This is a genomic window from Albidovulum denitrificans, assembly GCF_002973535.1.
Taxonomy (GTDB): domain Bacteria; phylum Pseudomonadota; class Alphaproteobacteria; order Rhodobacterales; family Rhodobacteraceae; genus Albidovulum; species Albidovulum denitrificans.
On the sequence record NZ_PVEP01000001.1, the window covers coordinates 997,806 to 1,023,493 of the forward strand.

The 25,688-nt window shown below is 65.6% G+C and carries 25 protein-coding genes; 10 read left to right on the forward strand and 15 right to left on the reverse strand.

Annotated elements, in window-relative coordinates:
• Positions 1 to 126 precede the first annotated feature (126 nt).
• Genes LX70_RS04865 through LX70_RS04880 form a run of 4 tightly spaced genes read left to right on the forward strand, consistent with a single transcriptional unit; the run spans position 127 to position 5,677 of the window.
• Positions 127 to 1,194, forward strand: a complete 1,068-nt coding sequence (locus LX70_RS04865; RefSeq protein WP_105513354.1) for an AI-2E family transporter — start codon at positions 127 to 129, stop codon at positions 1,192 to 1,194.
• A 1-nt stretch (position 1,195) separates the two neighbouring features.
• Positions 1,196 to 1,873, forward strand: coding sequence for a P-loop NTPase family protein (locus LX70_RS04870; RefSeq protein ID WP_105513609.1), 678 nt, complete (start codon positions 1,196 to 1,198; stop codon positions 1,871 to 1,873).
• 44 nt (positions 1,874 to 1,917) lie between these two features.
• Entirely contained in the window at positions 1,918 to 4,080 is a 2,163-nt protein-coding gene (locus LX70_RS04875) for an RNA degradosome polyphosphate kinase (protein ID WP_105513355.1), read from the forward strand.
• Between the two features lie 49 nt (positions 4,081 to 4,129).
• Positions 4,130 to 5,677 (forward strand): Ppx/GppA family phosphatase, encoded by a 1,548-nt coding sequence (locus LX70_RS04880; protein ID WP_105513356.1) that lies wholly within the window; start codon positions 4,130 to 4,132, stop codon positions 5,675 to 5,677.
• 7 nt (positions 5,678 to 5,684) lie between these two features.
• On the opposite strand, the gene LX70_RS04885 is transcribed toward LX70_RS04880, so the two are convergent.
• From LX70_RS04885 to LX70_RS04905, 5 genes are read right to left on the reverse strand one after another with little or no spacing between them, the layout of a single operon-like run.
• The gene (locus LX70_RS04885) at positions 5,685 to 6,032 is read right to left on the reverse strand and encodes a hypothetical protein (protein ID WP_105513357.1); all 348 of its coding nucleotides are present in this window, start codon (positions 6,030 to 6,032) and stop codon (positions 5,685 to 5,687) included.
• Between the two features lie 42 nt (positions 6,033 to 6,074).
• Positions 6,075 to 7,100 (reverse strand): endonuclease/exonuclease/phosphatase family protein, encoded by a 1,026-nt coding sequence (locus LX70_RS04890; RefSeq protein ID WP_105513358.1) that lies wholly within the window; start codon positions 7,098 to 7,100, stop codon positions 6,075 to 6,077.
• A gap of 3 nt (positions 7,101 to 7,103) precedes the next feature.
• A complete protein-coding gene (locus tag LX70_RS04895; protein WP_105513359.1) occupies positions 7,104 to 7,787 on the reverse strand; it encodes a molecular chaperone DjiA in 684 nt (227 codons plus the stop codon).
• Positions 7,788 to 7,827: 40 nt separating this feature from the next.
• Positions 7,828 to 8,316 carry a GNAT family N-acetyltransferase gene (locus LX70_RS04900; RefSeq protein ID WP_245884936.1) on the reverse strand — a complete coding sequence of 163 codons (489 nt, stop codon included), beginning with the start codon at positions 8,314 to 8,316 and terminating at the stop codon, positions 7,828 to 7,830.
• Entirely contained in the window at positions 8,313 to 8,915 is a 603-nt protein-coding gene (locus LX70_RS04905; protein ID WP_105513611.1) for a VOC family protein, read from the reverse strand. Before LX70_RS04905 ends, LX70_RS04900 begins: the two co-directional genes overlap by 4 nt.
• Before the next feature lie 121 nt (positions 8,916 to 9,036).
• Between LX70_RS04905 and nhaA the strand changes: the two genes are divergently transcribed.
• Complete coding sequence (gene nhaA, locus LX70_RS04910) at positions 9,037 to 10,242, forward strand: Na+/H+ antiporter NhaA (RefSeq protein ID WP_105513360.1); 1,206 nt, start codon at positions 9,037 to 9,039, stop codon at positions 10,240 to 10,242.
• Positions 10,243 to 10,308: 66 nt separating this feature from the next.
• Here the strand turns inward: nhaA and LX70_RS04915 are convergent, their stop codons facing one another.
• The 3 genes from LX70_RS04915 to scpA all read right to left on the reverse strand — a co-directional run bounded on the left by LX70_RS04915 (position 10,309) and on the right by scpA (position 14,569).
• On the reverse strand, positions 10,309 to 11,355 hold the full coding sequence (locus tag LX70_RS04915) for a cytochrome-c peroxidase (RefSeq protein ID WP_245884937.1): 1,047 nt from the start codon (positions 11,353 to 11,355) through the stop codon (positions 10,309 to 10,311).
• A gap of 122 nt (positions 11,356 to 11,477) precedes the next feature.
• Positions 11,478 to 12,410 carry a ketopantoate reductase family protein gene (locus LX70_RS04920; protein ID WP_105513362.1) on the reverse strand — a complete coding sequence of 311 codons (933 nt, stop codon included), beginning with the start codon at positions 12,408 to 12,410 and terminating at the stop codon, positions 11,478 to 11,480.
• 26 nt (positions 12,411 to 12,436) lie between these two features.
• Positions 12,437 to 14,569: a methylmalonyl-CoA mutase gene (gene scpA / locus LX70_RS04925; RefSeq protein WP_105513363.1), complete on the reverse strand. Its 2,133-nt coding sequence runs from the start codon at positions 14,567 to 14,569 to the stop codon at positions 12,437 to 12,439.
• Between the two features lie 91 nt (positions 14,570 to 14,660).
• Here scpA and LX70_RS04930 point away from each other — a divergent pair, with 91 nt between their 5' ends.
• Positions 14,661 to 15,095 (forward strand): DUF4174 domain-containing protein, encoded by a 435-nt coding sequence (locus LX70_RS04930; RefSeq protein WP_105513364.1) that lies wholly within the window; start codon positions 14,661 to 14,663, stop codon positions 15,093 to 15,095.
• Between the two features lie 4 nt (positions 15,096 to 15,099).
• Here the strand turns inward: LX70_RS04930 and LX70_RS04935 are convergent, their stop codons facing one another.
• From LX70_RS04935 to LX70_RS04960, 7 genes are all read right to left on the reverse strand, one after another.
• A complete protein-coding gene (locus tag LX70_RS04935; protein ID WP_105513365.1) occupies positions 15,100 to 16,650 on the reverse strand; it encodes a hypothetical protein in 1,551 nt (516 codons plus the stop codon).
• 1 nt (position 16,651) lies between these two features.
• Positions 16,652 to 18,652, reverse strand: a complete 2,001-nt coding sequence (locus LX70_RS04940) for an acetyl-CoA carboxylase biotin carboxylase subunit (protein WP_105513366.1) — start codon at positions 18,650 to 18,652, stop codon at positions 16,652 to 16,654.
• Between the two features lie 129 nt (positions 18,653 to 18,781).
• Positions 18,782 to 18,982 carry a hypothetical protein gene (locus LX70_RS04945; protein WP_105513367.1) on the reverse strand — a complete coding sequence of 67 codons (201 nt, stop codon included), beginning with the start codon at positions 18,980 to 18,982 and terminating at the stop codon, positions 18,782 to 18,784.
• Positions 18,983 to 19,322: 340 nt separating this feature from the next.
• The gene (locus LX70_RS04950; RefSeq protein ID WP_105513368.1) at positions 19,323 to 19,676 is read right to left on the reverse strand and encodes a hypothetical protein; all 354 of its coding nucleotides are present in this window, start codon (positions 19,674 to 19,676) and stop codon (positions 19,323 to 19,325) included.
• A 78-nt stretch (positions 19,677 to 19,754) separates the two neighbouring features.
• Positions 19,755 to 19,883 carry a hypothetical protein gene (locus LX70_RS21020; protein ID WP_281260429.1) on the reverse strand — a complete coding sequence of 43 codons (129 nt, stop codon included), beginning with the start codon at positions 19,881 to 19,883 and terminating at the stop codon, positions 19,755 to 19,757.
• Between the two features lie 181 nt (positions 19,884 to 20,064).
• Positions 20,065 to 20,439: a DUF6497 family protein gene (locus LX70_RS04955; RefSeq protein WP_105513369.1), complete on the reverse strand. Its 375-nt coding sequence runs from the start codon at positions 20,437 to 20,439 to the stop codon at positions 20,065 to 20,067.
• Positions 20,440 to 20,451: 12 nt separating this feature from the next.
• Positions 20,452 to 21,984 (reverse strand): acyl-CoA carboxylase subunit beta, encoded by a 1,533-nt coding sequence (locus tag LX70_RS04960; protein ID WP_105513370.1) that lies wholly within the window; start codon positions 21,982 to 21,984, stop codon positions 20,452 to 20,454.
• A gap of 136 nt (positions 21,985 to 22,120) precedes the next feature.
• Between LX70_RS04960 and LX70_RS04965 the strand changes: the two genes are divergently transcribed.
• From LX70_RS04965 to LX70_RS04980, 4 genes are all read left to right on the forward strand, one after another.
• Positions 22,121 to 23,152 carry a trans-3-hydroxy-L-proline dehydratase gene (locus LX70_RS04965; RefSeq protein ID WP_105513371.1) on the forward strand — a complete coding sequence of 344 codons (1,032 nt, stop codon included), beginning with the start codon at positions 22,121 to 22,123 and terminating at the stop codon, positions 23,150 to 23,152.
• A gap of 26 nt (positions 23,153 to 23,178) precedes the next feature.
• Positions 23,179 to 23,520, forward strand: a complete 342-nt coding sequence (locus LX70_RS04970; protein WP_105513372.1) for a DMT family protein — start codon at positions 23,179 to 23,181, stop codon at positions 23,518 to 23,520.
• 47 nt (positions 23,521 to 23,567) lie between these two features.
• On the forward strand, positions 23,568 to 24,311 hold the full coding sequence (locus LX70_RS04975) for a hypothetical protein (protein WP_146111546.1): 744 nt from the start codon (positions 23,568 to 23,570) through the stop codon (positions 24,309 to 24,311).
• A 96-nt stretch (positions 24,312 to 24,407) separates the two neighbouring features.
• Positions 24,408 to 25,631, forward strand: coding sequence for a multidrug effflux MFS transporter (locus tag LX70_RS04980; protein ID WP_105513374.1), 1,224 nt, complete (start codon positions 24,408 to 24,410; stop codon positions 25,629 to 25,631).
• Positions 25,632 to 25,688: the final 57 nt, after the last annotated feature.

The window sequence follows — 25,688 nt, forward strand, 5'->3', positions numbered from 1 at the left end:
TCGATTGTCCAAAAGCTTATACCCCCCCGAATAAGCAGGTGCTGACAGCGGGAAATCGCCGAAGGTGCAAGCTTGCATGGCCGCACCGAACCTGCCATCTGATGGGGAAAGGAGAGCCTGACCCGCATGAGCATGCCCGTTCGCCAGCAACTCATCTACTGGGGGATCGCCGCGGCGGTCTTCTTCCTGGTGCTGTGGGGGCTTGGCACCGTGATCCTGCCCTTCCTCGTCGGCGGGGCCATCGCCTATTTCCTCGACCCCGTCGCCGACCGGCTTGAGGGGATGGGGCTTAGCCGCACCGCCGCGACCGCCGTCATCTCGGTCTTTGCGCTGGTGATGTTCGTGGTCCTGTCGCTTTTGATCGTGCCGATGCTGCTGCGCCAGCTTGGCGGGCTGGTGAACGCCGCGCCGGAAATCATCGGCCAGCTTCAGGTCTTCCTGAAAAACCACTTCCCCTCGCTCTTCGACGATCAGAGCGTTTTGCGCGAGACCCTCGCGGGCGTCGGCAAGACGATTCAGTCGAAGGGCGCGGAACTGGCCAGCACGCTGCTGTCCTCGGCGCTGTCGGTCATCAACTTCGTCGTCTTCATCGTCGTCGTGCCGGTGGTGGCCTTCTACCTGCTTCTCGACTGGGACAACATGATCGCGCGCATCGACAAGCTTTTGCCGCGCGAACACCGCGACACGATCCGCCAGCTTGGCCGCGACATCGACCAGGTGCTTGCCGGGTTCGTGCGCGGGCAGGTTCTGGTCTGCCTGATCCTCGGCACATTCTATTCTGTCGCGCTGATGCTGGCGGGGCTGAATTTCGGCCTGATCGTGGGCGCGATCGCGGGGCTTGTGACCTTCATCCCCTATATCGGGGCGCTGACGGGCGGCGCGCTGGCGATCGGGCTGGCGCTGTTCCAGTTCTGGGGCGACTGGTTCCAGATCGGTATCGTCGCGGGCATCTTCGCGCTTGGCCAGTTCCTTGAGGGCAACATCATCACGCCGCGCCTGGTGGGCAAGTCGGTGGGGCTGCACCCGGTCTGGCTGCTTTTTGCCCTGTCGGCCTTCGGCACCGTCTTTGGCTTTGTCGGCATGCTGGTTGCCGTCCCGGTGGCGGCCGCACTTGGCGTCTTCGCCCGCTTCGGCATCGCGCAATACCTCGACAGCCGCCTCTACCGGGGCGATGCGGGCGGAACGGACGGCTGAGATGGTCGCGCAACTGACCTTCGACCTGCCGGTGCGCCCCGCACTGGGGCGTGAGGATTTCTTCGTCTCCCCCGCCAATGCGCTGGCCGTCGCGACGCTGGACCAGCCCGACCTATGGCCCAACGGAAAGCTTCTGCTGATCGGGCCGGAGGGCGCGGGCAAGACCCATCTGGCGATGGTCTTCGCCGCCAGGACCCGCGCGCAGGTGATCGAGGCGGACGATCTTGCCGCCGCCGACCTGCCCGAGGCCGCGGCACTGGTGATCGAGAATGCCGATACCGCGGCGGGCGATCCTGACGCCGAAACCGCGCTTTTCCACCTGCACAACCACATGACCGGACGCGGCGGGCTGCTGCTGCTGACCGCCACGCGCGCGCCCCGCGACTGGGGCCTGACGCTGCCCGATCTGCAAAGCCGGATGGAGGCGACGGCGACCGCCACCCTGCTGCCGCCCGATGACGCGCTTCTGGGCGCGGTGCTGGTCAAGCTGTTCGCCGACCGCCAGCTTCAGGTCGCCCCCGGCTTCATCCGCTGGCTGGTGCGGCGCATCGACCGTTCCTTCGCCACCGCCCGCGCCGTCGTGGCCGCCCTTGACGCCGAAGCACTTGCCACGAAACGCCCGATCAACAGCACCCTTGCCGCCGGGCTTCTCGACAGCGACGGCAAGGTCGCGCCATGATGGGTCAGGCATCCCCGCGCGTGTAAGAGAGTAGCGAGCATCCGATGACACAGGCAGATTTCCTCAAGGCCCCCTTCCCGACCCCGGCATCGCTGCCAAAACTGGACTGGACCGGCCCGCACCGCTTCTTCAACCGTGAACTCAGCTGGCTGGCCTTCAACTGGCGGGTTCTGGATGAGGCGCGCAACCCCCGTGTCCCGCTTCTGGAACGGGTGCGGTTCCTGTCGATCTCGGCCACCAACCTCGATGAATTCTACACCGTCCGCGTCGCGGGCCTGCGCGAGTTGACGCGCGAGGGGACCACCGTCTGTTCCGACGACGGTCTGTCGCCCGCCGAACAGCTCAAGCGCATCGACGCCGATGCGCGCCGCCTGATGCAGGTGCAACAGACCGTCTGGAACAAGCTGAAGCGCGAACTGGAAAGCGCCGGGATCGCACTTCTGACCCGCGCGAAGCTGACGAAACGGGATGAGGAATTCCTGTCCACCTATTTCATGAGCCAGGTCTTCCCGGTCCTTTCGCCCCTTGCCATCGACCCGGCCCACCCCTTCCCGTTCATCCCCAACACCGGCTTCTGCCTTGCGCTGGAACTGGAACGCGGCGACCGGCGGCGGTTGCAGGCGCTTCTGCCGATCCCGCAGCAGATCGCCCGTTTCGTCGCCCTGCCCGGCGGCAAGCGCTTTCTTCCGCTTGAGGAATTGCTGCTTCTCCATCTCGGCTCGCTCTTTCCCGGTTACCGCGACACCGGCCATTGCGCCTTCCGCGTCCTGCGCGACAGCGACATCGAGGTCGAGGATGAGGCCGAAGACCTTGTGCGCGAATTCGAAACCGCGCTGAAACGCCGCCGCCGGGGTCAGGTGATCCGCATGAAGATCACCGCCGGCGCGCCCGAAGGCCTGCGCGCGCTGATCATGGAGGAACTTGGCGTCAGCCCCGATGAGGTGGTTGAGGTCAAGGGCATGGTCGGCGTCGCCGATCTGAAGGAACTGGTGCTGGACAGCCGCCGCGACCTGCAATGGCCCGCCTTCACGCCCCGCGTGCCGGAGCGCGTGCAAGACCATGACGGCGACATGTTCGCGGCGATCCGCAAGAAGGACATGCTGCTGCATCACCCGTATGAGACCTTCGACATGGTCATCCGCTTTCTCAATCAGGCGGCGGCGGACCCGAACGTGCTGGCAATCAAGCAGACGCTTTACCGCACCTCGAATGACAGCCCGATCGTCGCCGCGCTCTGCGACGCCGCCGAAAGCGGCAAGTCGGTGACGGCACTGGTGGAACTGAAGGCGCGCTTTGACGAGGCCGCGAATATCCGCCAGTCGCGGCGGCTGGAACGCGCGGGCGCCCATGTCGTCTACGGCTTCATCAACTACAAGACCCATGCCAAGATCTCGACCGTGGTCCGGCGCGAGGGCGACCAGCTGGTGACCTATACCCATTACGGCACCGGCAACTATCACCCGATCACCGCGCGCATCTATACCGACCTGTCCTTTTTTACCTGCGATCCGGCGCTGGGGCGGGACGCGACCAAGGTCTTCAACTATCTCTCCGGCTATGTGCAGCCCGAGGGGCTGGAAAACCTGTCCATCTCTCCCATCTCGCTCAAACCCCGCCTGCTGGAGCTGATCGCGACCGAGGCCGATCATGCCCGCGCCGGACGCCCGGCGGAAATCTGGGCCAAGATGAATTCGATCATCGAGGCCGACGTGATCGACGCGCTTTATGCCGCCAGCCAGGCCGGGGTGAAGATCAACCTTGTCGTGCGCGGCATCTGCGGCCTGCGCCCCGGCATCAAGGGACTGTCCGAGAATATCCGCGTCAAGTCCATCGTCGGGCGGTTTCTGGAACACAGCCGTATCGTCTGTTTCGGCAACGGCCATGGCCTGCCCTCGAAACATGCGCGCGTCTTCTTTTCCTCGGCCGACTGGATGGGCCGCAACCTGAACCGCCGGGTGGAAACGCTGGTCGAGGCGATGAACCCGACCGTCAAGGCGCAGATCGTCAGCCAGATCATGGCGGCGAACCTTGCCGATGAGGCGCAAAGCTGGGTCCTGCAACCCGACGGGCGCTATATCCGCGATCTGCCCGAGGGGCGCGACGACATCTTCAACTGCCATCGCTTCTTCATGGAATACCCGTCGCTTTCCGGGCGCGGCTCGGCAGGCGCCAAGGACGTTCCAAAGCTTGCCCATTCGATCGAATGAATTGTAGACCGGGGGCGCGCAACGAATCCGTCACGCCCGGAGGTCCCCGATGAACCGTGAAGCCAAACGGGCGATGGATGAGGGCGGACCCTTTGGCCGCCCGCTGTTCGACGACCCTTCCGCACGGGCGCTGGAACGGGTCGGCGTGGTCGATGTCGGGTCGAACTCTGTCCGTCTGGTGGTCTTCGACGGCGCCGCGCGCAGCCCGGCCTATTTCTACAACGAAAAGGTCATGGCAGGCCTTGGTCAGGGGCTGGTCGAAACCGGGCGGCTGAACCCGCAGGGCCGCGAACGCGCGCTTTCGGCGCTGAAGCGCTTTGCTGCGCTCGCCAGGGGCATGGCGCTGCCGACGCTGTCCTGCGTCGCCACCGCCGCCGTGCGCGAGGCCGAGGACGGCCCGGACTTCCAGAAACAGGTCGAAAAGGAAACCGGCCTCAAGCTCTGGGTCATCGACGGCCAGGAAGAGGCGCGGCTGTCGGCGCAGGGTGTGCTGCTGGGCTGGCCCGAGGCCGAAGGGCTGGTCTGCGACATCGGCGGCAACTCGATGGAACTGGCCGAGGTGTCGGGCGGCAAGGTCGGGCGCCGCGTGACCTCCCCCCTTGGCCCGTTCCGGCTGCAACAGGTGAAGGGCGGCAAGAAGGGCGTTCACGATTTCATCGAACGCACCATCGCGGATCTGGCCGAACAGATCGGCACCCACCATGACCGCATCTACCTTGTCGGCGGCTCATGGCGCGCCATCGCCCGGCTGGACATGGAACGGCGCGGCTACCCGATGACGGTCCTGCACGAATACCGCATGGGGCCGCAATCGGTGCTGCAAACGGTGCAGTGGATCGGCAAGTCGAATCTGGATGATCTGCGCGCGAAAACCGGCACCTCGGCCGCGCGGATGGACCTTGTCCCGCTGGCCAGCCAGGTGCTGCGGCAACTGGTCCTGACCTTCCACCCGCAGGAAATCGACGTGTCGTCCTATGGTATCCGCGAGGGGCTGCTTTACGAACAGATGCCCGCGCGGCTGCGCTCCCGCGATCCGCTGATCGAGGCCTGCCGTCATGCCGAACGCACGATGGCGCGCATCCCCGGCTTCGGCAAGAAGCTGTTCGCCTTCATCGAACCCTTGTATCGCAATGTCTCGGACGAACGGCTGCGGCTGATCAAGGCGGCCTGCCTGCTGCATGACACGACCTGGCGCGCCCATCCCGACTACCGGGCCGAGGTCTGTTTCGACAACGCCACGCGCGCTAACCTTGGCGGCCTCAGCCATGCCGAAAGGGTCTTCCTCGGCCTCGCCCTTCTGCACCGCTACAAGAACTCCCGTCAGGGGTCGCGGATGGAGCCGCTGTTTGCGCTTCTGACCGACCAGCAGATCCGCGATGCCGAGGTGCTGGGCAAGGCGATGCGCTTTGGCGCGATGTTCTCGATCAAGTCGCCCGAGGATGCGGGCAAGCTGACCTGGCGGCCGAAGAAGAAAATCCTTGAACTGACGCTGAACCCCGAAGCCGAGGCGCTGTTCGGTGAGGTGGCGCTGGCGCGCTTCACCTCGCTCGCGCAATCGCTGGGGGCCGAGGCGAAGGTGGAGATGGCGAAGCGGTAGGCGCGACCTAAAGCTCTATATCCTCACCCCGGTCGGTCAGGATCTCTGCCGGGGTCTTGCGGCGGATGATGATGTCGCCATTGGGCAGCTTTTCCGGCGGGTGATAGTTCCGCAGATCGCCGATCATCCCGCCCAACTCCCGCAGCGCCGGTTCCATCTCGCGTAGCGCGGCGCCGAAATCCTCCTGCATGTCGCGCATCGCGGGTTCCATCTCTTTCAGCATCGATTCCATGAGGATCCGCGCGCCTTCGCGCAGCAGGCTGAAGCCTTCATCCACCGTGGCGGAATCGTCCTGCGCCAGCGCGGGCGCCGCGACAAGGACAAGAACCGGACCGAGATACCATTTGCGCAACATGCCCCTATCATAGCCGATTCCACCGGCGGCGGACAGGCGAGACTACAGCGGGATGTCGATGCTGACGGGAAAATGATCGGACGCGGTCAGAAGCGCCTCGCGCAGTTCGGGCGTGCGGTAGCAGGCCGGGTCGTCGAACGGATGCCAGATCCGCCATTTCGGCCGCAAGGGCCGCAGGTCGGGCGACACCATGACGTAATCCAGAAGCGCGTTGAAATAGCGCCCGTGTTCGTCAAGGTAGAACCGCGCGCTGACCGGCATCGCGGCCAGCTTCTTGCCGAAGGCCAGCCGCGCGTTCTGGTCGTAAAGCCGCGTCTCACGCGGCTCATCCCAGCCCAGCACGATCTCTACCCCCGACCGGCCAAAGAGCTTTTCGTATTCGTCCAGCCCCGGACCGTCGTTGAAATCGCCCATCACGATCAGGCTGTCACCCGCCGTCAGATGTTCCAGAACCCGCCCGCGCAGCCAGATCGACTGCGCCAGATGCTTGCGGCGGTTCTCGATCGCGATGCGGCGGGCCTGTTCCTCATTCATCGCGCCGTGGGGCGCCTTGGATTTCAGATGCACCCCGATCATCCGAAACGCCTTTCCGGCGGCAGAGCGCGCGGCAATCTCCAGCGGCGGTTTTGAGAAATCGACCGTGTCGAGCGTGCCGTCGATATTCAGGTCGATGCGGAATGTGCTGTCGAAACGCGGCACGGTGCCGTCGGTCTGCACCACCTCGCCCTTCGGGTCATGCTCCACGCTCAGCTTGTCGGGGTCGTAAAGCAGGGCGATTTCCTGCTGCGTGGTGTTGTCGAAGCCGATCAGCGCCTTGCGGGTGCGCAGGCCGAAGCGTTCCGCGAACCGCTCAAGCTGCACCGTGGTCGGATGGCGGGTGCTGTCGTCGGGCGCCTCGATCACCATCACCGCGTCGGCATCCAGCGCGGTGAAGACGATGCCCAGTGCCGTCAGTTGATCGGCCCGCGTGACATTATAGCGCGCCGACCACTCCCCATCCTCCAGAAGCCGCCCGTTGCGGTCGAAGAGATTGGTGAACCATTCGACGTTATAGGTCGCGATCCGCATCGCTCAGGCGGCCTTCTTGCCGTTGATCTCATCCCAGGCGCGGTTGATCGCCGCCATCCGGTTTTCGGCCAGCCGGATCGCCTCTTCCGGTAGCCCACGGGACATCAGCCGGTCGGGGTGGTTGTCGCGCACCGCCTGCCGCCAGGCGGCGCGGACCTGGTCGATGGGCGCGTCATGGGCCACGCCCAGCACGTCATAAGGGTCCGGCACCGCATCGGGGACGAACCGCGCGACGAGCGAACGGAAGCAGGGCGCGCCGATGCCGAAGATACCCGCCACATCACGCAGGAACGCATCCTCATGCGGGTGATAGTCGCCATCGGCCAGCGCGATGTGAAACAGCCCCTCCATCAGGTCGACCAGCACCGGGTCGCCGGGGCCGAACATCGCCGCGATCTTTTCGGCGTATAGATCGAACCCCGCCACGTCCTGCCGCGCAAGGTTGAAGACCCGCGCGGCGTTCCCCTCTTCCTGCGGCGGGATGGTGAAGACCTCGCGAAAGGCCATCACCTCATCCCGCGTCACGGTACCGTCGGCCTTGGCCATCTTGGCGCCCAGCGCGATCACCGCGATGGTAAAGCCGATCGACTTTTCCGGCGGGGTCTTCAGCCGGTCGAAAACGGCCGATAGCCCCTCGCCCTTGGCAAGGGCGGCGAGCGCGTCAGATATGCGGGTCCAGATCGACATCGGGGTCACCTTAGCCGCAGCGCGGCGAAATGTCAGCGCGTCACAAAAACTTCGTCATCAGGATCAGGTCAAGCCAGCGGTCGAACTTGCGCCCGGCCTGCGGGATGCGTCCCGCGGGGACGAAACCGATCCGGTCGTGAAAGGCGATCCCGGCGGTGTTTTCACCCGAAACCCCCGCCACCAGAAGATGCGCGCCACCCTGCCGCGCGTGATCCTCCACCCGCGCCATCAGCGCCCGCCCGATGCCTTTGCCCCAGGCCCCCGGCGCAAGGAGGATCGTGTGTTCCATCGCGTGAACATAGCCGTTCCCGCCGCGAAACTGGCTGTAGGTGGCAAAGCCGGTCAGGCCATCGGTGTCGGCCACGAAGAACTCCCGCCCCGCCGCGCGACGCTCGGCGATCATCGTGCCAAGCGTCTCAACCGTCTTCTCCTCGCTCGAAAAGGTCACCGTCGTGTCGCGGATGATCGGGTTCCAGAGCGCCAGCAGCGCCGGGATGTCACCGGGTGTCGCGGGGCGGATCTGCGTCACAGAAGCCGCTCCCCGCCCGGCGTCGCGATCCGTGCCGCGAGGCCCGGCGGCCCCGCCACCACCGTCACGCGCGGATCGTCCAGCGGCAGCGCGCGGGCCAGCGCGCCCGCCTCCGGGTGGCTGACGGTCAGGGAGACCAACCGGCAGCCCCGGTCGGGCAGCATCGCCGCCGGATGCGCGCCCTGCCACTGGATCAGGCCGGGAAAACCGTCGTCAAAGGGCAGGCAGCCATCCCCCGGCACCGCCATCCGCCAGCGCAGCGCGCCCCGCGCCAGATCGGTCGCCCGCCCCGCGCCTTCCGGCGCCACCGCCAGCGCGGCGTCCAGATCATCGGCCCGCAGCACCCAGTTGGTCAGCCGCGGCGCCCCGGTGAACCGGTCCAGCCGGAACCAGCGCGGATGGCCGGGCGCCGGGCGCGACGGATCGGCGGCGATGACCTCAAGATACTCCCCCTCGCCCAGCCGCAGAAGCCGGTTATGCGTCGCCATCAGGTCGTGCTGACCGCCCGGCTCGGTCGGGACGCCCAGCACCGCCTCGACCCAGGCCCCGCCCTCCCCGAGCGCCCCGGCCGAAATCACCAGATGATCGAACGCCGCCATTTTCGCCTCCATTCCCGCATTTCCCGCGTTTCAGGGCCGAAAACGCCCGACTCGCGGTTGACTTCCCGCACCCTGCCCCCATTTCAGCCCCAATGATAAGGAAAACAATCGGGAATTCGATATGACATTGGGACGTGCCCTCGACCGCTTCTTCCGCCACGATGCCGCCGGGGGGATCGTTTTGATGGCGGCCGCCGTTCTGGCCCTTCTCATCGCCAATTCCAGCCTGTCGGATCTGTACCAATCCGTCCTCGTCAAGAAATTCTCCATCCTTCTGGATGGCGAGGGGCTGTCGAAGGAACTGATCCTGTGGATCAATGACGGCTTGATGGCGATCTTCTTCTTCCTCATCGGGCTTGAGCTGAAGCGCGAGATGATGGAGGGCAAGCTGAAGAACCCGCGCGACGTGATGCTGCCGGGCATGGCGGCGGTGGGCGGCATGGCCGTGCCTGCGCTGATCTTCCTTGTCTTCAACTGGTCGGACCCGATCACCAAGGGCGGCTGGGCCATTCCCGCCGCGACCGACATCGCCTTTGCCGTCGGCGTTCTGGCGCTTCTGGGCAAGCGGGTGCCATCGGCGCTGAAGATCTTCCTTCTGACGCTGGCGATCCTTGATGACCTTGGCGCGATCCTCATCATCGCGCTTTTCTACACCAGCGAATTGCATGTCGATTACCTGTTCCTCGCGCTTGCGCCGCTGGCGGGGCTTTTGTGGCTGAACCTGAAGGGGACGCACCGGATCGCGCCGATCCTGCTTCTGGGGACGATCCTTTGGGTGCTGGTGCTGAAATCCGGCGTCCATGCCACGCTGGCGGGCGTCGTCACCGCCTTCTTCGTGCCGCTGAAGGACCGTTTCGGCAAATCGCCGCTGCATTCGCTGGAGGACGGGCTGTCGCCTTACGTCCTGTTCCTGATCGTGCCGATCTTCGCCTTTGCCAATGCGGGCGTGGTGCTGAAGGGGCTGACCTTCGGCGACCTCTTCGCGCCGCTTCCCCTTGGCATCGCCGCCGGTCTGGTGCTGGGCAAGCAGATCGGCGTCTTCGGTGTGACCTGGCTCTTGGTCAAGGCGGGGGTGGCGCGTCTGCCCCATGCGGTGACCTGGACGCATATCTACGGGCTGGCCTGCCTTGCCGGGATCGGCTTTACCATGTCGCTCTTCATCGGCGGGCTGAGCTTTTCCGATCAGGCCCATATGAACGAGGTGCGCCTTGGCGTGCTGGCAGGCTCCGCCATCTCCGCCCTGATCGGCTATACGGTGCTGCGCCTGTCCGCCCGCCCGGATGAGGATGCGGTGGCCGAGGACCTGAAGACCCCCGCTCTCCACTGACCGGGGCCACGGAAAACCCGGCCGGTGGCACCGGTCGGGTTGATGGGGCGCAAGCGGCGCCCGCGATTATTGCGCGATCACCTCGGCGGTCGGGCGCGGCGTGGTCGCCGTTTCCGGCGGCAGGACCGGCAGCGTGACCTCCGGGACGGTCCCGGTCAGGCTGTCGAGGAAGGCCACGACCTGCGTCGCTTCTTCATCGGTCAGCGCCTCACCCAGCTGCGATTCCGCCATGATCTCCACCGCGACCTTCAGGTCCCAGACCTTGCCGGAGTGGAAGTAGGGTGCCGTCACCGCCACGTTGCGCAAGGGCGAGGCGCGGAAGACATATTCGTCATCCACCGTCTCGGTCACCGCGAAACGGCCCTTGTCGCCTTCGGGCAGCACATCCGCGCCCGGCTTTTCGACAAGGCCGAACGGATAATAGCCATGCCCGCCCACGTTCACGCCCGAATGGCAAGAGGAACAACCCTTGTCCATGAAGACCGCAAGCCCCGCCTTGGCATCGTCCGACAGCGCCGCATCGTCGCCGTTCAGCCAGGCGTCGAAGGGCGCGGGCGTGATCAGCGTCGCCTCGAACGCCTCGATCGCGCGGGCCATGTTGTCGAAGGACACCGGGTCCTGTTCTTCGGGGAAGGCCACGGTGAACCAGTCGACATAGGCGGGCATGGAATTCAGCGTGACGACCACGTTTTCAGGCGTGTTCGCCATCTCCACCCCGGCCTGAACCGGCCCCTTGGCCTGCGCCTTGAGGTCCTCGGCCCGGCCATCCCAGAACTGCGCCTCGTTCAGGACGGAGTTCAGGACGGTGGGCGAGTTGCGCGGCCCCTTCTGCCAGCCATGGCCGACCGAGGTCTCCATGTTGTCGTCGCCGCCGGTGGTCAGGTTGTGGCACGAATAGCAGGAAAACACCCCCGAGGCGGAAATGCGCGGATCGAAGAACAGCGCCTTGCCAAGGTCGATCTTGGCGGGCGTGATCGGGTTTCCGGCGACGGCCGGCACGGTCGAGGGCAATGGCGCGAAGGTTTCCTTCGCGAGGTCTCGCAACTCGTCAGCTTGCGCCATGGTTCCGCCGACAAGGAATGCGGCGGCCAGGCCCAGCATGGCTCTTTGCATGGTCTTCTCCAAAGTTGATACACGTTCCCGCATACAACTTTGGTTATATATTCAGATTCTTGCGATGATCTGGATCAAAAGTTCTAGAATGATTCCAGATCACGCAGCGGCAAATCGCCGCCCTACCGTCCGCGCGGGGCGCCGTTTCGCCAGGGCGACAGGATCGCCGCCACTGCCGTGCTGTTGGGGACCGGCACGCCCAGCTCCCGCCCCATCCGGGCCACCGCGCCACAGATCCGGTCGACCTCGATCGGCTTGCCGTGGTCAAGGTCATGCGCGGTCGAGGCGCGCGCCTCATCCGGCATCTTCGCCGCGAAAGCCATGGTGCGCTCGACCGCGTTCTCCGGCAGCGCGACGCCCTTCGCGCGGGCGACGGCATCGACCTCGGCCACCAGACCGCGGAAGAACGCCATCAACTCGGGGTTGGCCCTGATCTCGCGAAACCGGCAGCGCGCGGCGGCGGTGGTGCCGCTGACCGCGTTGAACAGAAGGAACTTCTGCCACAGGTCCACGGTCACGTCGGCGCAATCGGGCGCATTGATCCCCGCCGCGCGGAACGCCTCGATCACTGCCCTGACGCGCGGGCTGGTCTGCCGCCCCTCGACGTCGCCGATGGTAAAGCTGCTGCCGCCGCCATATTGCGTGACCACGCCCGGCGCGGTGATGTTGGAGAAAATCCGCGCGATCCCGGTCAGGGTGTTGCCCGCGCCAAATGCCGCCGCCAGAAGATCGGGCGCATCGACCCCGTTCTGGAACGGCAGGACAAGCGTGTCGGACTTCGCATGGGGCCGATAGGCGGCGATCACCTCCTCAAGGTCCTGCCCCTTGACCGCGAAGATGGCCAGATCGGCGGGCGGAAGCGCGGCAAGGTCATCGCTGATGGCGGCGGGGTGGACGACCGTCTCGCCCCCGCCCTCGACCAACTTCAGCCCGTCGCGGCGGATCGCCTCAAGATGCGCGCCCCGCGCGAGCAGAAAGACGCGATGCCCCGCCGGGATCAGCTTTGCCGCCAGAAAGCCGCCGATCCCGCCGGCCCCGATCATCAGGATGTCCATGCCTCACCTCCCTGCGCTCGTGTCCCTCAAGCCGCCCGCGCAGCGCGGATCAGGCCAAGGATATCCTTCGCCGCCGCCGGGATATTTGTACCCGGCCCGAAGATCGCCTTGACCCCGGCCTTTTTCAGGAACTCGTAATCCTGCTGCGGAATGACGCCGCCGCAGATCACGATAATGTCCCCCGCGCCCTTGTCCTTCAAGGCCTCGATCAGCTTCGGCGCCAGCGTCTTGTGTCCCGCCGCCTGAGAGGAGATGCCGATGACATGCACGTCATTGTCCACCGCATCCTGCGCCGCCTCTTCCGGCGTCTGGAACAGCGGGCCGACATCGACGTCGAAACCGATATCCGCAAAGGCGGTGGCGATCACCTTGGCGCCCCGGTCATGGCCGTCCTGCCCCATCTTCACCACCAGCATCCGGGGACGGCGGCCTTCTTCCTCGGCGAAGGCCTCCACATCCTTCTGGATCCGGGCAAAGCCCTCATCGCCCTCGTAGGCCGCGCCATAGACGCCCGCGAGGGTCTTCACCTCGGCCCGGTGACGGCCGAACACCTTTTCCATCGCCATGCTGATCTCTCCCACGCTCGCCCGCGCCCGCGCGGCCTCGACCGCCGCTTCAAGCAGATTGCCGCCGTCCTTCGCGCGCCGTTCCAGTTCGGCAAGTGCCGCGTCGCATTTGCCCGCGTCGCGCGTGGCGCGGATCTTCTCCAGCCGCGCGATCTGGCCGTCGCGGACCTTCATGTTGTCGACGTCGAGGATGTCGATCTGGTCGGTGCCGGTCGGGCGGTACTTGTTGACGCCGACGACGACCTCTTCGCCCCGGTCGATCATCGCCTGCCGCCGCGCCGCCGACTCCTCGATCCGAAGCTTCGGCATGCCGGAGGCGACCGCCTTGGTCATGCCGCCCATCGCCTCGACCTCCTCGATCAGCGCCCAGGCCTTCCCGGCCAGTTCGGCGGTCAGGCTTTCGACGTAATAGGACCCGGCCAGGGGATCGACGACATGGGTGATGCCGGTTTCCTCCTGAAGGATAAGCTGCGTGTTCCGCGCGATCCGGGCGGAGAATTCCGTCGGCAGCGCGATCGCCTCATCGAGCGCATTGGTGTGCAACGACTGCGTGCCGCCCAGCGCCGCCGCCATCGCCTCATAGGCCGTGCGGATGACGTTGTTATAGGGGTCCTGCTCCTGCAAGCTGACGCCCGAGGTCTGGCAATGGGTGCGCAGCATCATGGAGCCGGGTTTCTTCGGCGCGAATTCCGACATGATCCGGTGCCAGAGCATCCGCGCCGCGCGCAGTTTCGCGGCCTCCATGAAGAAGTTCATGCCGATGGCGAAGAAGAACGACAGCCGCCCGGCAAAGGCGTCCACGTCCATGCCGCGCGCGATGGCGGCGCGGACATATTCGCGCCCGTCGGCCAGCGTATAGGCCAGTTCCTGCACAAGGTTCGCGCCCGCCTCCTGCATGTGATAGCCGGAGATGGAGATGGAGTTGAACTTCGGCATCTCGTTCGCGGTGTATTCGATGATGTCGGCGACGATCCGCATCGAGGGTTCGGGGGGATAGACATAGGTGTTGCGCACCATGAATTCCTTGAGGATGTCGTTCTGGATCGTGCCGGACAGCGCCGCGCGGTCCACCCCCTGCTCTTCCCCCGCGACGATGAAATTCGCCAGGATCGGGATCACAGCCCCGTTCATCGTCATGGAGACAGAGATCTTTTCCAGCGGGATACCGTCGAAAAGGATCTTCATGTCCTCGACAGAATCGATGGCGACACCGGCCTTGCCCACGTCCCCCACGACACGGGGGTGGTCGCTGTCATAGCCCCGGTGCGTGGCAAGGTCGAAGGCGACCGAAACGCCCTGCTGCCCGGCGGCAAGGTTCTTGCGGTAAAAGGCGTTACTCTCCTCGGCGGTAGAGAAACCCGCATATTGCCGGATGGTCCAGGGCCGCCCGGCATACATCGTCGCGCGCGGGCCACGGGTGAAGGGCGCCACGCCCGGCACCTCGCCCATCTGCGGCAGGCCCTCGGTATCGGCGGCGGTGTAAAGCGGCTTGACCGCGATCCCTTCCAGCGTCTCCCAGGTCAGATCCTCGGGCGTCCGCCCCCGCAACTCCTTCTCGGCCAGCGCCCGCCAGCCTGCCAGTTTGTCCGTCATCGCACTTCCTTTCCGTCCGTCGCGCCCGAAGGTCACGCTAATCCTTTGGCAAGGCCGTCCTTTCCCCTATATCTGAGGGGAAGGAGACCCGATGAAATCCATCCTTGTCGCACTTGCACTTGTCACCGCCGCCGCGCCCGCCCTCGCCGCCGAGGACCCGGGCTTTGCCCCCCTCGACGCCGCCGAAGTGGCGCTGTCCGATTTCCAGTGGCAAAAGCGCCCCGTCGTCGTCTTTGCCGACACGCCCGCCGATCCGGCCTTTGGCGAACAGATGCGGCTACTTGAGGCGCGCTGGCCGGAACTGGCCGAACGCGACGTCGTCGTCATCACCGACACCGACCCGGCGGCGGAAAGCGAGGTGCGCCAGTCCTTGCGCCCGCGTGGCTTCGCGCTGGTGCTGATCGCCAAGGACGGCACCGTAAACCTGCGCAAACCCTTCCCCTGGGACGTGCGCGAGATCACCCGCGCCATCGACAAGATGCCGATGCGGCGCGAGGAGATGCGGGTGAAGCGGCTGACGAACTGACCCGTCATGTCCCCGCCCCCGCATGGGTGATGTAGGCATCGGCCGGAAGCGTCGGGGCGAAAGCTTCGAGCTTGCCGCGCAGTTCCGGCGCATAGGCGGGGTCGGTCGCGTAGATCGCCACGGTCCAGCCGCCAAGCAGGCCGCGCGCGCGATGCATCTCCAACGCGCCCACCCGCACCCAGTCGGGACCGACAGCGGTGCCGAACCAGTGGTCATAAACCATCGCCGCCTTGACGCCATGCTTCGCGGCCAGCGGCGCGGCCCAGCCATCGGCGGGCTTCGGCCCATCAAGCCGGGCGCGCCGCGCCTCATCCGAGCCAAGCCCGAAGATGTCGAGAACGTAATAGGGATTGCCCCAGACCACGCGGCCAAGGTCGTTCACCATCACCGGCGCCTTGACGAAATCGCGCGCGAAGCGGGCCATCTGCGCCTGCTGAAGATGAAGCGCCCGCGGGTTCCAAGCATAATAGGTCCAGGTGGAGGGGATATAGACAAGCGCCCCGGCAAGGATCGCGGCAAGGGCGGCGCCCCCGGCAATCCGGCCCGCGCCCGGTTCAAGCGGTGACGCGGCCAGCAGGATCGCACCCAGAAGGCTAAGGAGGATATAAGGCTCATACCGGTTCAGCCAGCCGATCTGCCCGGCCAGCAGATGCGCCAGCGCCGACAGCCCCACCGCCATCAGAAGCCAGAAGCCCGGCCCGCGGCGAAGCGACGGAACCGCCACCGGCAAAAGCAACGCGACCGCCGTCAGCACCGCCAGCAGCGCGCCCGCAGGCTGGCTCACGTTCTCCGCGAACGTCATCAGCACCCCGTCGAACGGGCCGCCCCCGGCGCCCAGCGTGGCGGTCTTGGCAAGGATGGACCCCGGCACCGGCGGCAGGCCGAGCGCGACAAGGAACAGGCTGAACCCCGCAACGACCCCCAGCGCCGGGACCGCGATGGCGAAACCCGCCCGCCGCTGCCCGTGAAGGAAAAGGACAAGCGCCGCCATCAGGCACAGCGCCAGCCCCTCATACCGCAGAAGGGGTGCCGCGATCGCGGCGGCGATGAACCAGCCCGCAACCCCGCGCCCGGTCAGCGCACGCCAGAGACCCAGCACGATCATCAGGCTGGCCAGGATATGCCCCGCCGCCTCCATCCCGGTAAAGCCGACGCCGGAAATGTTCAGCCCGACCGGCGCCCCGACCGCGATGCAGACGGCCACAAGGCCCGTCAGCCGCGCCTCACCCACGATACGGCCCCAGACCCAGCCGCCCCCGGCCACGGCCAGCGTGTTCCAGAACAACGGCAGCAGACGCTGAAACCCTGTTTCAGGGAAGGGCAACAAGAGCAGCGGATAAAGGATCGAGGAGGAGGCCGACGCAGGCTCCCCCGCGTTGACGCCATAGCCGCCACGCATGATCTCGGACGCGATGGCAAGGTGGATATAGACGTCGTCCAGCGGGTATTCGAACACCCCGGCATGAAGGACGGCCGCGACCTCCCAGACCAGAAAACCCGCCAGCGCGGCGAGCAACCCCAGTACCGGCAGGGTGTTCGGCCGCGCCTTTGGCATCCTATTCGAACTCCATGATCACTTCGTCGACCTTCAGGCTCGCCCCCGCCTCGGCGGCGATCTTCTTGACGACGCCCTTCTTCTCGGCGCGCAGGATGTTTTCCATCTTCATCGCCTCGACAGTGGCCAGCGCCTGACCTTCCTGCACCTCCTGCCCCTCTTCGACGCTGATCTTCACGACCACGCCGGGCATCGGGCAAAGCAGGAATTTCGACGTGTCGGGCGGCAGCTTTTCCGGCATCAGCTTTGCCAGTTCGGCCTGACGCGGCGTGCGGACATGAACCTTCATATCCGCGCCACGGGTGCGGATACGGAAACCCGACGGGATCTTGCCGACCTTCAGCACCACCATCTGTCCGTCTACATCCAGCCGGGCGAGCGCCTGACCCGGCGTCCAGTCCGAGGCGACGCGGACGGAATGGCCATCCTCGAACGTCACCGTCGCGCCATTGCGGTCGGCGGCGATCTTCAGGGCAAAGTCGGTCTCTTGCAGGCTGACGACCCAGTCGTCGCCCACCTTGCGTTCGTGATTGCCCAGCCGCCCGGTGATGCGCGACCGCCGGATCTCAGCCACCCGGTTCATCGCGGCGGCGGCGGCCGCAACCTTGCGCAGTTCAGCCTCCGGCAGGGTCACGCCCTGAAAACCGTCGGGATATTCCTCGGCGATGAAGGCCGTGGTCATGTCGCCCGAACAGAACTTCGGATGGTCCATCACGGCCGACAGGAACGGCAGGTTATGCCCGATCCCTTCCACCTCGAACGTGTCAAGCGCCTGGCGCATCCCCTCGACCGCCTCGGCGCGCGTCGGCGCCCAGGTGCAAAGCTTGGCGATCATCGGGTCGTAATACATGCTGATTTCGCCGCCCTCATAGACGCCGGTATCGTTGCGCACCACGCCCGTGGGCGTCGCCGCCTCGACCGGCGGGCGGTAGCGGGTCAGCCGCCCGATAGAGGGCAGGAAGTTCCGGTACGGGTCCTCGGCGTAAAGCCGGCTTTCCATCGCCCAGCCGTTGATCTTCAGATCCTTCTGGGCAAAGGGCAGCTTTTCGCCATTCGCCACCCGGATCATCTGTTCGACCAGATCGACCCCGGTGATCAGCTCCGTCACCGGATGTTCGACCTGCAAACGGGTATTCATTTCAAGGAAGTAGAAGTTGCGGTTGCCATCGACGATGAACTCGACCGTCCCCGCTGACGTATAACCCACGGCCTTGGCCAGCGCGCAGGCCTGTTCGCCCATCGCCTTGCGCGTCGCCTCGTCCAGGAAGGGGCTCGGCGCCTCTTCGATCACCTTCTGGTTCCGGCGCTGGATCGAACATTCGCGTTCGTGCAGGTAGACACAGTTGCCATGCTTGTCGGCCAGCACCTGAATCTCGATATGGCGCGGCTGGGTGACGAATTTCTCGATGAAGATCCGGTCGTCGCCAAAGCTGCTGGCCGCCTCGTTCTTCGAGGATTGAAAGCCGTCGCGCGCCTCTTCGTCGTTCCAGGCGATCCGCATCCCCTTGCCGCCGCCGCCCGCGCTGGCCTTGATCATCACCGGGTAACCGATTTCCTTCGAAATCTTCACCGCCTCATCGGCATCGGCGATCAGGCCCATGTAGCCCGGCACGGTCGAAACCCCGGCACCTTGGGCGATCTTCTTCGAGGTGATCTTGTCCCCCATCGCCTCGATCGCGGGGCTGGGCGGGCCGACGAAGACCACACCCTCTTTCTCAAGAGCTTCCGCGAACTTCATGTTTTCGCTAAGAAAACCGTAACCCGGATGCACTGCCTCGGCGCCGGTCTGGCGGATCGCCTCCATGATCTTGTCGATCACGATATAGGATTGGTTGGCGGGCGGCGGGCCGATATGCACCGCCTCATCCGCCATCTTCACATGCAGCGCATTGCGGTCGGCATCGGAATAGACGGCGACGGTCTGGATGCCCATCTTGCGGGCCGACTTGATGACCCGGCAAGCGATCTCGCCCCGGTTCGCGATCAGGATCTTCTTGAACATCTCCGTCCCTCTTCTTGGATCGCGCCGGGCCGCTGCCCGTCCGCGCAAACGAAAAGACCACCGCGGCGCGTGGCCGCGATGGTCCCGATTTCAAACCCTGCGATCCCCGTCAGGGGCCGCGATGACCGCTTAGCGGCAAACGCCCGCGTCGTCGCACAGGACGCCGCCAAGGCCGCCGATGGCCGCACCGGCCAGAACGTTGTTATCCGTCGCGTCGGCGACAAGCGCGCCTGCCGCGGCACCGGCCAGCCCGCGCTCCGTATCCGTTTGCAGGCAACCGGCCAGCGTACCGACCAGCGCGACCGCCGCGAGATATTTGATGTACCGCATTCTGCTCTTCCTCCTGAATGGGAATTTATATGGCGGCAGATTAGCGAATTTCCCGTCCGGGAAAAGTGATTTCGACGTGAGGGGGATCGCCCGGCACAGGGGTGCGCGCCCCCGCGCGGCCCCGGCGCATGAACGAAAACCGGCCTGACCCCGAAGGGGCCAGGCCGTAGAGAAGGGGAAGGGTAACGGTTTTGACAATTCGGGGCGGAAAGCTTGCTGTAGGGTGACGCCCCACAGACAGCATGTTCGCCATGCCCGTCGCAGGCAAACCCAAAGTTTCCGCCGGGGAAACGGTCGGCAAAATCGCGCCAGTTCACGCCTTGGTTGCGCGAAATCATGCCTATTCCTCCCCCTCGAACACCTCGGGGAAGGCCGCCCTTGCGCGTGGAAGATCAATTTTCAGCAAGGCTTCGTAGGAATTCGCGTCAAACGGCTCTTCCGCCGGAACCACCTCGCGCCCGAAAAACCAGCTGAGTCGCCCGGCATCGAGATTGCCGCGCTCGAACGGCTCTTCGCCGAAATGATCCCACAGCGCCGCCAGAAACGCCGCATCGGCGCGGCGGTCGGCGGGGCTGCGGTCGCGATACCGCTCACGCGCGAAAAGCTTGCTGACCCCCTTGGGGTTGGCGCGGCGGATGGTGAACTGGAAATCGGTGCCGGGAAGCCGGCCGGGAAAGCCGCGATGCTTCAGCATGTCGCACCCTCCCCCGCCCCGCAAGACAGGGCGAAGACGGCCGGCCCGAACCCCGAAGGCCGGGCCGACCGAAGGCGCTTACTTGTACTTGCCCGTGAACACCGGCTCTTGCGAGACGGGCTGTTCGACATAGACCGTTTCCTGCTTCTTGGCGCAGGCGGCGACGGCGGCAACCAGAATGGCCGCGAAGAGAACTTTCTTCGACATGTATTTCTCCTGCTCAGAGGACGGGCCGTGCGGTCTTCCGCATTCGCCCCGCCGGGGTTGACCTCATCGGACGCCAGGGCGCCGATTGCGCGCACCATAGCCGATGTCGCGGCGCCTGCCCATCCCATGTTCGCCCCCAGGTTCGGCCGCTGTGGCGACCGGGCATCACCCGCGTGGATCATCAGAACGGCTCCCAGACACAGCGATCCCCGTCGATGCTGTAGGCTTCGAAATATTGCGTGGCCTCGGGGGCCGGTTCGCCAAAGGCGACCTCGCGGTCCGACAGCACGATGATGATCTGCGCTGGAACCGGCCCGGTCTGCGCCAGGCGCGGCAGGGCGAAATCGTTGCACAGCGCCTCCATATCCGCCTGCGCGGCCTCTGCACCGATGGTCCCGCCCGCGCGCGCGATGGCGGGCGCGATGAAACGGAACCGCTGGGTCAGGCCCTCTGGCCCCGGCTCGGCAAGGATGGTGTCGAGAAACCGCACCTCCTGCCCGGACGGCACCACGATGGGGTCCGCCTTCCGCTTGGTCTGTTCCACCTGACCGGCCATCGCGATGCGCCCTCACAGCGGGATGTTGTCGTGCTTCTTCCACGGGTTCGAAAGCTTCTTCGACCGAAGCGAGGCAAAGGCCCGCGCCACCCGCTTGCGGGTCGAATGCGGCTGGATCACCTCGTCGATAAAGCCCTTCTCGGCGGCGACGAAGGGGTTGGCGAAACGGTCCTCATACTCCTTCGTGCGCGCCGCGATCTTGTCCTTGTCGGCCAGTTCCGAGCGATAGAGGATCTCCACCGCGCCCTTCGCGCCCATGACCGCGATCTCCGCCGTCGGCCAGGCATAGTTGAAATCGCCGCGCAGATGCTTCGACGCCATGACGTCATAGGCCCCGCCATAGGCCTTGCGCGTGATGACCGTGACCTTCGGCACCGTCGCCTCGCCATAGGCGAAAAGCAGCTTCGCCCCGTGCTTGATGACGCCGCCATATTCCTGGCCGGTCCCCGGCAGGAAGCCCGGCACGTCGACCAGCGTCAGGATCGGAATTTCGAACGCATCGCAGAAGCGCACGAAACGCGCGGCCTTGCGGCTGCTGTCGATGTCCAGACACCCGGCCAGCACCATCGGCTGATTGGCGACGACGCCGACCGTCTGCCCCTCAAGCCGGATAAAGCCGGTGATGATATTGCCCGCGTAATCCTTCTGTATCTCGAAGAAATCGCCCTCATCCGCGACCTTCAGGATCAGTTCCTTCATGTCATAGGGCATGTTCGGGTTGTCGGGGATCAGCGTATCAAGGCTTTCCTCCATCCGCGCGACATCGTCGAAGAAGGGCCGCGTCGGCGCCTTTTCACGGTTGTTGAGCGGCAGGAAATCCACCAGCCGCCGCACCTCGGCCAGCGCCTCGACATCGTTTTCGAACGCGCCATCGGCGACGGAGGATTTTTTCGTATGCGTCGATGCGCCGCCCAGTTCCTCGGCGGTCACAATCTCATTCGTCACGGTCTTGACCACGTCGGGGCCGGTGACGAACATGTAGGAGGTATCCTTCACCATGAAGATGAAGTCGGTCATCGCGGGGGAATAGACCGCGCCGCCCGCGCAAGGCCCCATGATGACCGAGATCTGCGGCACGACGCCCGAGGCCATGATGTTGCGCTGAAACACCTCGGCATAGCCTGCAAGGCTGGCCACACCTTCCTGAATCCGCGCGCCGCCGCTGTCGTTCAGTCCGATCACCGGGGCGCCGTTCTGCACCGCCATGTCCATGATCTTGCAGATCTTCTGGGCGTGGGTTTCGGAAAGAGAGCCGCCGAAGACAGTGAAATCCTGGCTGAACACATAGACCATGCGGCCGTTGACCGTACCCCAGCCGGTGACGACACCGTCGCCCGCCGGGCGTTCCGCCTGCATCCCGAAATCCGTCGCGCGATGGGCGACGAACATGTCGAATTCCTCGAAAGAGCCATCGTCCAGCAAAAGCTCAATCCGCTCCCGCGCGGTCAGCTTTCCGCGCGCGTGCTGGGCGTCGATCCGCCGCTGGCCGCCCCCCAGACGCGCCTGCTGGCGACGGTCTTCAAGCTGTTGCAGAATGTCTTTCATCGGATACACTCCTCCCCAATGCGGCACCACGGCCCGGCGGACCCTAACGGCAAAGCCGCGCGCCGGGAAGCTGTTTCCGTCAAATTTGCAAACTCTTGACAAGAGGCCGTCCGCAAATTGCAAACAAGGGTGAGCGATGCGCAGTGACCGCGTGATCCATGTCGTCTCCGTCCATGCCGAAGGCGAGGTCGGCAATGTCATCACCGGCGGGGTCGCGGCCCCACCGGGCGACACGCTCTGGGATCAGCGCGACTTCCTGCACCGCGACGGGGCGCTGCGGCGGCTGATGCTGAACGAACCGCGTGGCGGGGTCTTCAAGCATGTCAACCTGCTGGTCCCGCCCAGGACCCAGGGCGCCGCGATGGGGTTCCTCATCATGGAGCCGGAACATACCCCGCCGATGTCCGGCTCCAACTCCATCTGCGTGGCGACGGTGTGCCTTGAAACCGGGATCGTGCCGATGACCGGGGATGAAACGCGCTTTGCGCTTGAGGCACCCGCCGGGCTGGTCCAGATCGTCGCCGACACCCGCGACGGTCAGGTCAATTCGGTCGAGATCGCCAATGTCCCCTCCTTCGCCGACCGTCTCGATGCCGCGCTTGAGGTCGAAGGCATCGGGACGCTGACGGTCGACACCGCCTATGGCGGCGACAGCTTCGTTCTGGTCGACGCGGCGGCCCTTGGCTTTGCCCTGACCCCGGATGAGGCGCGCGACATCGCCGCGATGGGCGCGAAGATCACCGCGGCGGCCAATCAGCAACTGGGCTTCCGCCACCCGACGCAGGACTGGCGGCACATCTCCTTTTGCCAGTTCACCGGCCCGCTGGCCCATCACGGCCATACGCTCAGCGGGACCAATGCCGTGGTGATCGACCCCGGCAAGATCGACCGTTCGCCAACCGGGACGGGCTGTTCGGCGCGCATGGCGGTGATGGCGGCCAAGGGACAGATGGCGCCCGGCCACGCCTATGTCGCACGGTCGCTGATCGGCGGGCGCTTCGACTGCACCTTCGCGCTGGCCCCGCCGGAGGGGGACCGTCAGGCGATCCTGCCGCGCATTCGCGGCCGCGCCTGGATCACCGGCACCCATCAGGTGATGCGCGACCCGCGCGATCCCTGGCCCGAGGGCTACCGGCTGACCGATACCTGGCCCGCGATGCCGGGCTGACCCTTCCCTCTCTCAGGATACCCCACATGCCCGCCGCCGCCCTCACGATCGGCCTTCTGATCGCGTCCAACGTCTTCATGACCTTCGCCTGGTACGGCCACCTGAAGTTCCGCGCCGCGCCCCTTCTGACGGTGATCCTTGTCAGCTGGGGGATCGCCTTCTTCGAATACCTGCTTCAGGTCCCCGCCAACCGGATCGGCTATGGCACCTTCAACGCCGCCCAGCTGAAGACCATACAGGAGGTCATCACCCTGTCGGTCTTCGCCATCTTCTCGGTCACCTACCTGAAGGAAAGCCTTGGCTGGAACCATGTCGCGGGCTTTACCCTGATCGCCGCCGGGGCCTTTTTCATCTTTCACAAATGGTGATGGCTGGCGAAAGCAGGGCCTGGCCGGGTACGCTCGCACCGATTACGATGGCGGCTCTTGTCGCGGTCGGATTTGGCGATTTCGGCCAGATCGGAACCGCCCCCGACCCCACGCCCGGCGGGCCTTTCGGGTTCAGGTTCGTTTTACGCATCGCACAGCTGGTGCCGTTCTTCCCCCTGCTCATGCTGGCGCTTGCATGTCTGACCGGCCTGCATCTTCCGAGCGGTGTCGCGCGCTTCCTGTCCTTTCTCAGCGTCGCGCTCGGCTTGACGATAACCGCTGCCAGCGCTGCTGCCTCCGGGCCCGGCAGCCTGATCGTGCTGGTCGAGGGCATCGCCCTTACTCTCGCGGTTGCCGCGACCTTTCGGTTGCTTGCCCGACCGGATGGCGATGCACGGACGCGACGGGCGGCGCTTATGCGGATGGTGCCCGCAACCGCCGTCGCCGTATGGTCGCTGGGCGCGGCCGCTCTCATCGCGGCCTCGGCGACACGGATCAGCGACGGCCGCCCCTATTGTCTGGCGCGTCACGGCGACACCGAGGCGGTCGAAAGCCTCGCGACGCTGCGCGGTCTGTCGTTCTACACCACCCGGTCCGGCTACAAGAGCAACTCGAACTGGTACATGCACGGCATCCTGATTGTCGAAACCGGCGCCGCGCCCGAGGTCTATAACTGGTCGCCAAGGCGCCTTCGCTTTGATCGCCTGAGTGAACCCGGCCGCCTGACCATCGACCCGCGCGGGAATTGCAAGCCCCGAGCGGATTTCCTTGCCGCGCTGCCGCTTCTGTAGATCGCCGCCGGGGCCTTTTTCATCTTTCACAAATGGTGATGATCCCTGCGACCTTTTGACATGGACGCCCGCGTTCAAAGCCCCTAAGCCCCGGTCATGCCCCCGCCAGACCGCCCCGCGATCCGTTTCCTCGACCGCAGCACCCCGCCCCATATCCTGACGCTGGTGCTGGTGGCGGGCGTTCCGGCGCTGTCGCTGAACATCTTCCTGCCCTCGCTGCCTTCGATGGCGCGTCATTTCGACGTGGAATACCACCTGATCCAGCTGTCGATGTCGCTTTACCTGGCGATGACGGCCGTCGTGCAGCTGATGATCGGGCCGCTGGCGGACCGTTACGGGCGCCGCTCCGTCCTTCTTCTCGTGACCGCGATCTTCGTCGTCGCCTCCATCGGCACCGTGCTTGCGCCGGGCTATGTCAGCTTCATGATCTGCCGCATGGCGCAGGCCGCCATCGCGGTCGGCTTCGTCCTGTCGCGCGCCATCGTCCGCGACATGGTGGCCGAGGATCAGGCCGCCTCGATGATCGGCTATGTCACCATGGGCATGTCGGTGGTGCCGATGGCAGGCCCGGTGATCGGCGGCGCGCTGGATGAGGTCTTTGGCTGGCAGGCGACCTTCGTGCTCTTGGCGCTGAGCGGGGCCGGGTTGTTCGCGCTGATCTGGGCCGATCTGGGCGAAACCGGCCAAAGGCGGCAGACCTCATTCCTCGACCAGGCGCGGGAATATCCGGCACTCTTCCGCTCCCAACGCTTCTGGGGCTATTGCCTGGCCGCCACCTTCGCCTCGGGCGCTTTCTTTTCCTATCTCGGCGGCGCCCCTTTCGTGGGGTCAGAGATCTTCGGCCTCTCCCCGGCCGCGCTCGGCATCTATTTCGGCGCCCCGGCGGTGGGCTACATGGCGGGCAACTTCCTCTCGGGCCTGTACAGCGTCCGGGTCGGGCTGAACCGGATGATGCTGGCGGGCGCGCTTGTCACGCTGGCGGGGATGACGGTGCTGGCGCTGGTGACGCTGGCGGGTTTCGTCACGCCGCTGATCTTCTTCGGCTTCACCGGCCTGATCGGCTTTGGCAACGGCATCCTCCTGCCCAGCGCCAATGCCGGGATGCTGTCGGTGCGCCCGGCGCTGGCCGCCTCGGCCGCCGGGATCGGCGGCGCGCTTCTGATCGGCCTTGGCGCGGCGCTGTCGGCCATGGCGGGCGCGGTGCTGACGCCAACCTCGGGGCCGATGCCGCTGATCCTCTTGATGCTGGTCACATCGGCCCTGTCGCTGGCCTGCGCGATCTGGGTCATTCTCCGCGCACGGGCGGTGACCCGGCAGTAACCCCTTGCCGGAGACGGTTTGCAAACGTACCCTGCGAAGGCAGCAAAGCAGGGCGGA

What these genes read in the sequence shown, in the direction of transcription:
- LX70_RS04865 (WP_105513354.1), top strand. Translation starts at nt 127, where the DNA reads ATGAGCATGCCCGTTCGCCAGCAACTCATCTACTGGGGGATCGCCGCG.
- LX70_RS04920 (WP_105513362.1), bottom strand. Translation starts at nt 12,410, where the DNA reads ATGGACATCCTGATGATCGGGGCCGGCGGGATCGGCGGCTTTCTGGCG.
- LX70_RS04975 (WP_146111546.1), top strand. Translation starts at nt 23,568, where the DNA reads ATGGCGGCTCTTGTCGCGGTCGGATTTGGCGATTTCGGCCAGATCGGA.
- LX70_RS04945 (WP_105513367.1), bottom strand. Translation starts at nt 18,982, where the DNA reads ATGCGGTACATCAAATATCTCGCGGCGGTCGCGCTGGTCGGTACGCTG.
- scpA (WP_105513363.1), bottom strand. Translation starts at nt 14,569, where the DNA reads ATGACGGACAAACTGGCAGGCTGGCGGGCGCTGGCCGAGAAGGAGTTG.
- LX70_RS04950 (WP_105513368.1), bottom strand. Translation starts at nt 19,676, where the DNA reads ATGCTGAAGCATCGCGGCTTTCCCGGCCGGCTTCCCGGCACCGATTTC.
- LX70_RS04905 (WP_105513611.1), bottom strand. Translation starts at nt 8,915, where the DNA reads ATGGCGGCGTTCGATCATCTGGTGATTTCGGCCGGGGCGCTCGGGGAG.
- LX70_RS04980 (WP_105513374.1), top strand. Translation starts at nt 24,408, where the DNA reads ATGCCCCCGCCAGACCGCCCCGCGATCCGTTTCCTCGACCGCAGCACC.
- LX70_RS04955 (WP_105513369.1), bottom strand. Translation starts at nt 20,439, where the DNA reads ATGGCCGGTCAGGTGGAACAGACCAAGCGGAAGGCGGACCCCATCGTG.
- LX70_RS04960 (WP_105513370.1), bottom strand. Translation starts at nt 21,984, where the DNA reads ATGAAAGACATTCTGCAACAGCTTGAAGACCGTCGCCAGCAGGCGCGT.
- LX70_RS04875 (WP_105513355.1), top strand. Translation starts at nt 1,918, where the DNA reads ATGACACAGGCAGATTTCCTCAAGGCCCCCTTCCCGACCCCGGCATCG.
- LX70_RS04970 (WP_105513372.1), top strand. Translation starts at nt 23,179, where the DNA reads ATGCCCGCCGCCGCCCTCACGATCGGCCTTCTGATCGCGTCCAACGTC.
- LX70_RS04885 (WP_105513357.1), bottom strand. Translation starts at nt 6,032, where the DNA reads ATGTTGCGCAAATGGTATCTCGGTCCGGTTCTTGTCCTTGTCGCGGCG.
- nhaA (WP_105513360.1), top strand. Translation starts at nt 9,037, where the DNA reads ATGACATTGGGACGTGCCCTCGACCGCTTCTTCCGCCACGATGCCGCC.
- LX70_RS04890 (WP_105513358.1), bottom strand. Translation starts at nt 7,100, where the DNA reads ATGCGGATCGCGACCTATAACGTCGAATGGTTCACCAATCTCTTCGAC.
- LX70_RS04930 (WP_105513364.1), top strand. Translation starts at nt 14,661, where the DNA reads ATGAAATCCATCCTTGTCGCACTTGCACTTGTCACCGCCGCCGCGCCC.
- LX70_RS04915 (WP_245884937.1), bottom strand. Translation starts at nt 11,355, where the DNA reads ATGCAAAGAGCCATGCTGGGCCTGGCCGCCGCATTCCTTGTCGGCGGA.
- LX70_RS04880 (WP_105513356.1), top strand. Translation starts at nt 4,130, where the DNA reads ATGAACCGTGAAGCCAAACGGGCGATGGATGAGGGCGGACCCTTTGGC.
- LX70_RS04940 (WP_105513366.1), bottom strand. Translation starts at nt 18,652, where the DNA reads ATGTTCAAGAAGATCCTGATCGCGAACCGGGGCGAGATCGCTTGCCGG.
- LX70_RS04895 (WP_105513359.1), bottom strand. Translation starts at nt 7,787, where the DNA reads ATGTCGATCTGGACCCGCATATCTGACGCGCTCGCCGCCCTTGCCAAG.
- LX70_RS04935 (WP_105513365.1), bottom strand. Translation starts at nt 16,650, where the DNA reads ATGCCAAAGGCGCGGCCGAACACCCTGCCGGTACTGGGGTTGCTCGCC.
- LX70_RS21020 (WP_281260429.1), bottom strand. Translation starts at nt 19,883, where the DNA reads ATGTCGAAGAAAGTTCTCTTCGCGGCCATTCTGGTTGCCGCCGTCGCC.
- LX70_RS04870 (WP_105513609.1), top strand. Translation starts at nt 1,196, where the DNA reads ATGGTCGCGCAACTGACCTTCGACCTGCCGGTGCGCCCCGCACTGGGG.
- LX70_RS04965 (WP_105513371.1), top strand. Translation starts at nt 22,121, where the DNA reads ATGCGCAGTGACCGCGTGATCCATGTCGTCTCCGTCCATGCCGAAGGC.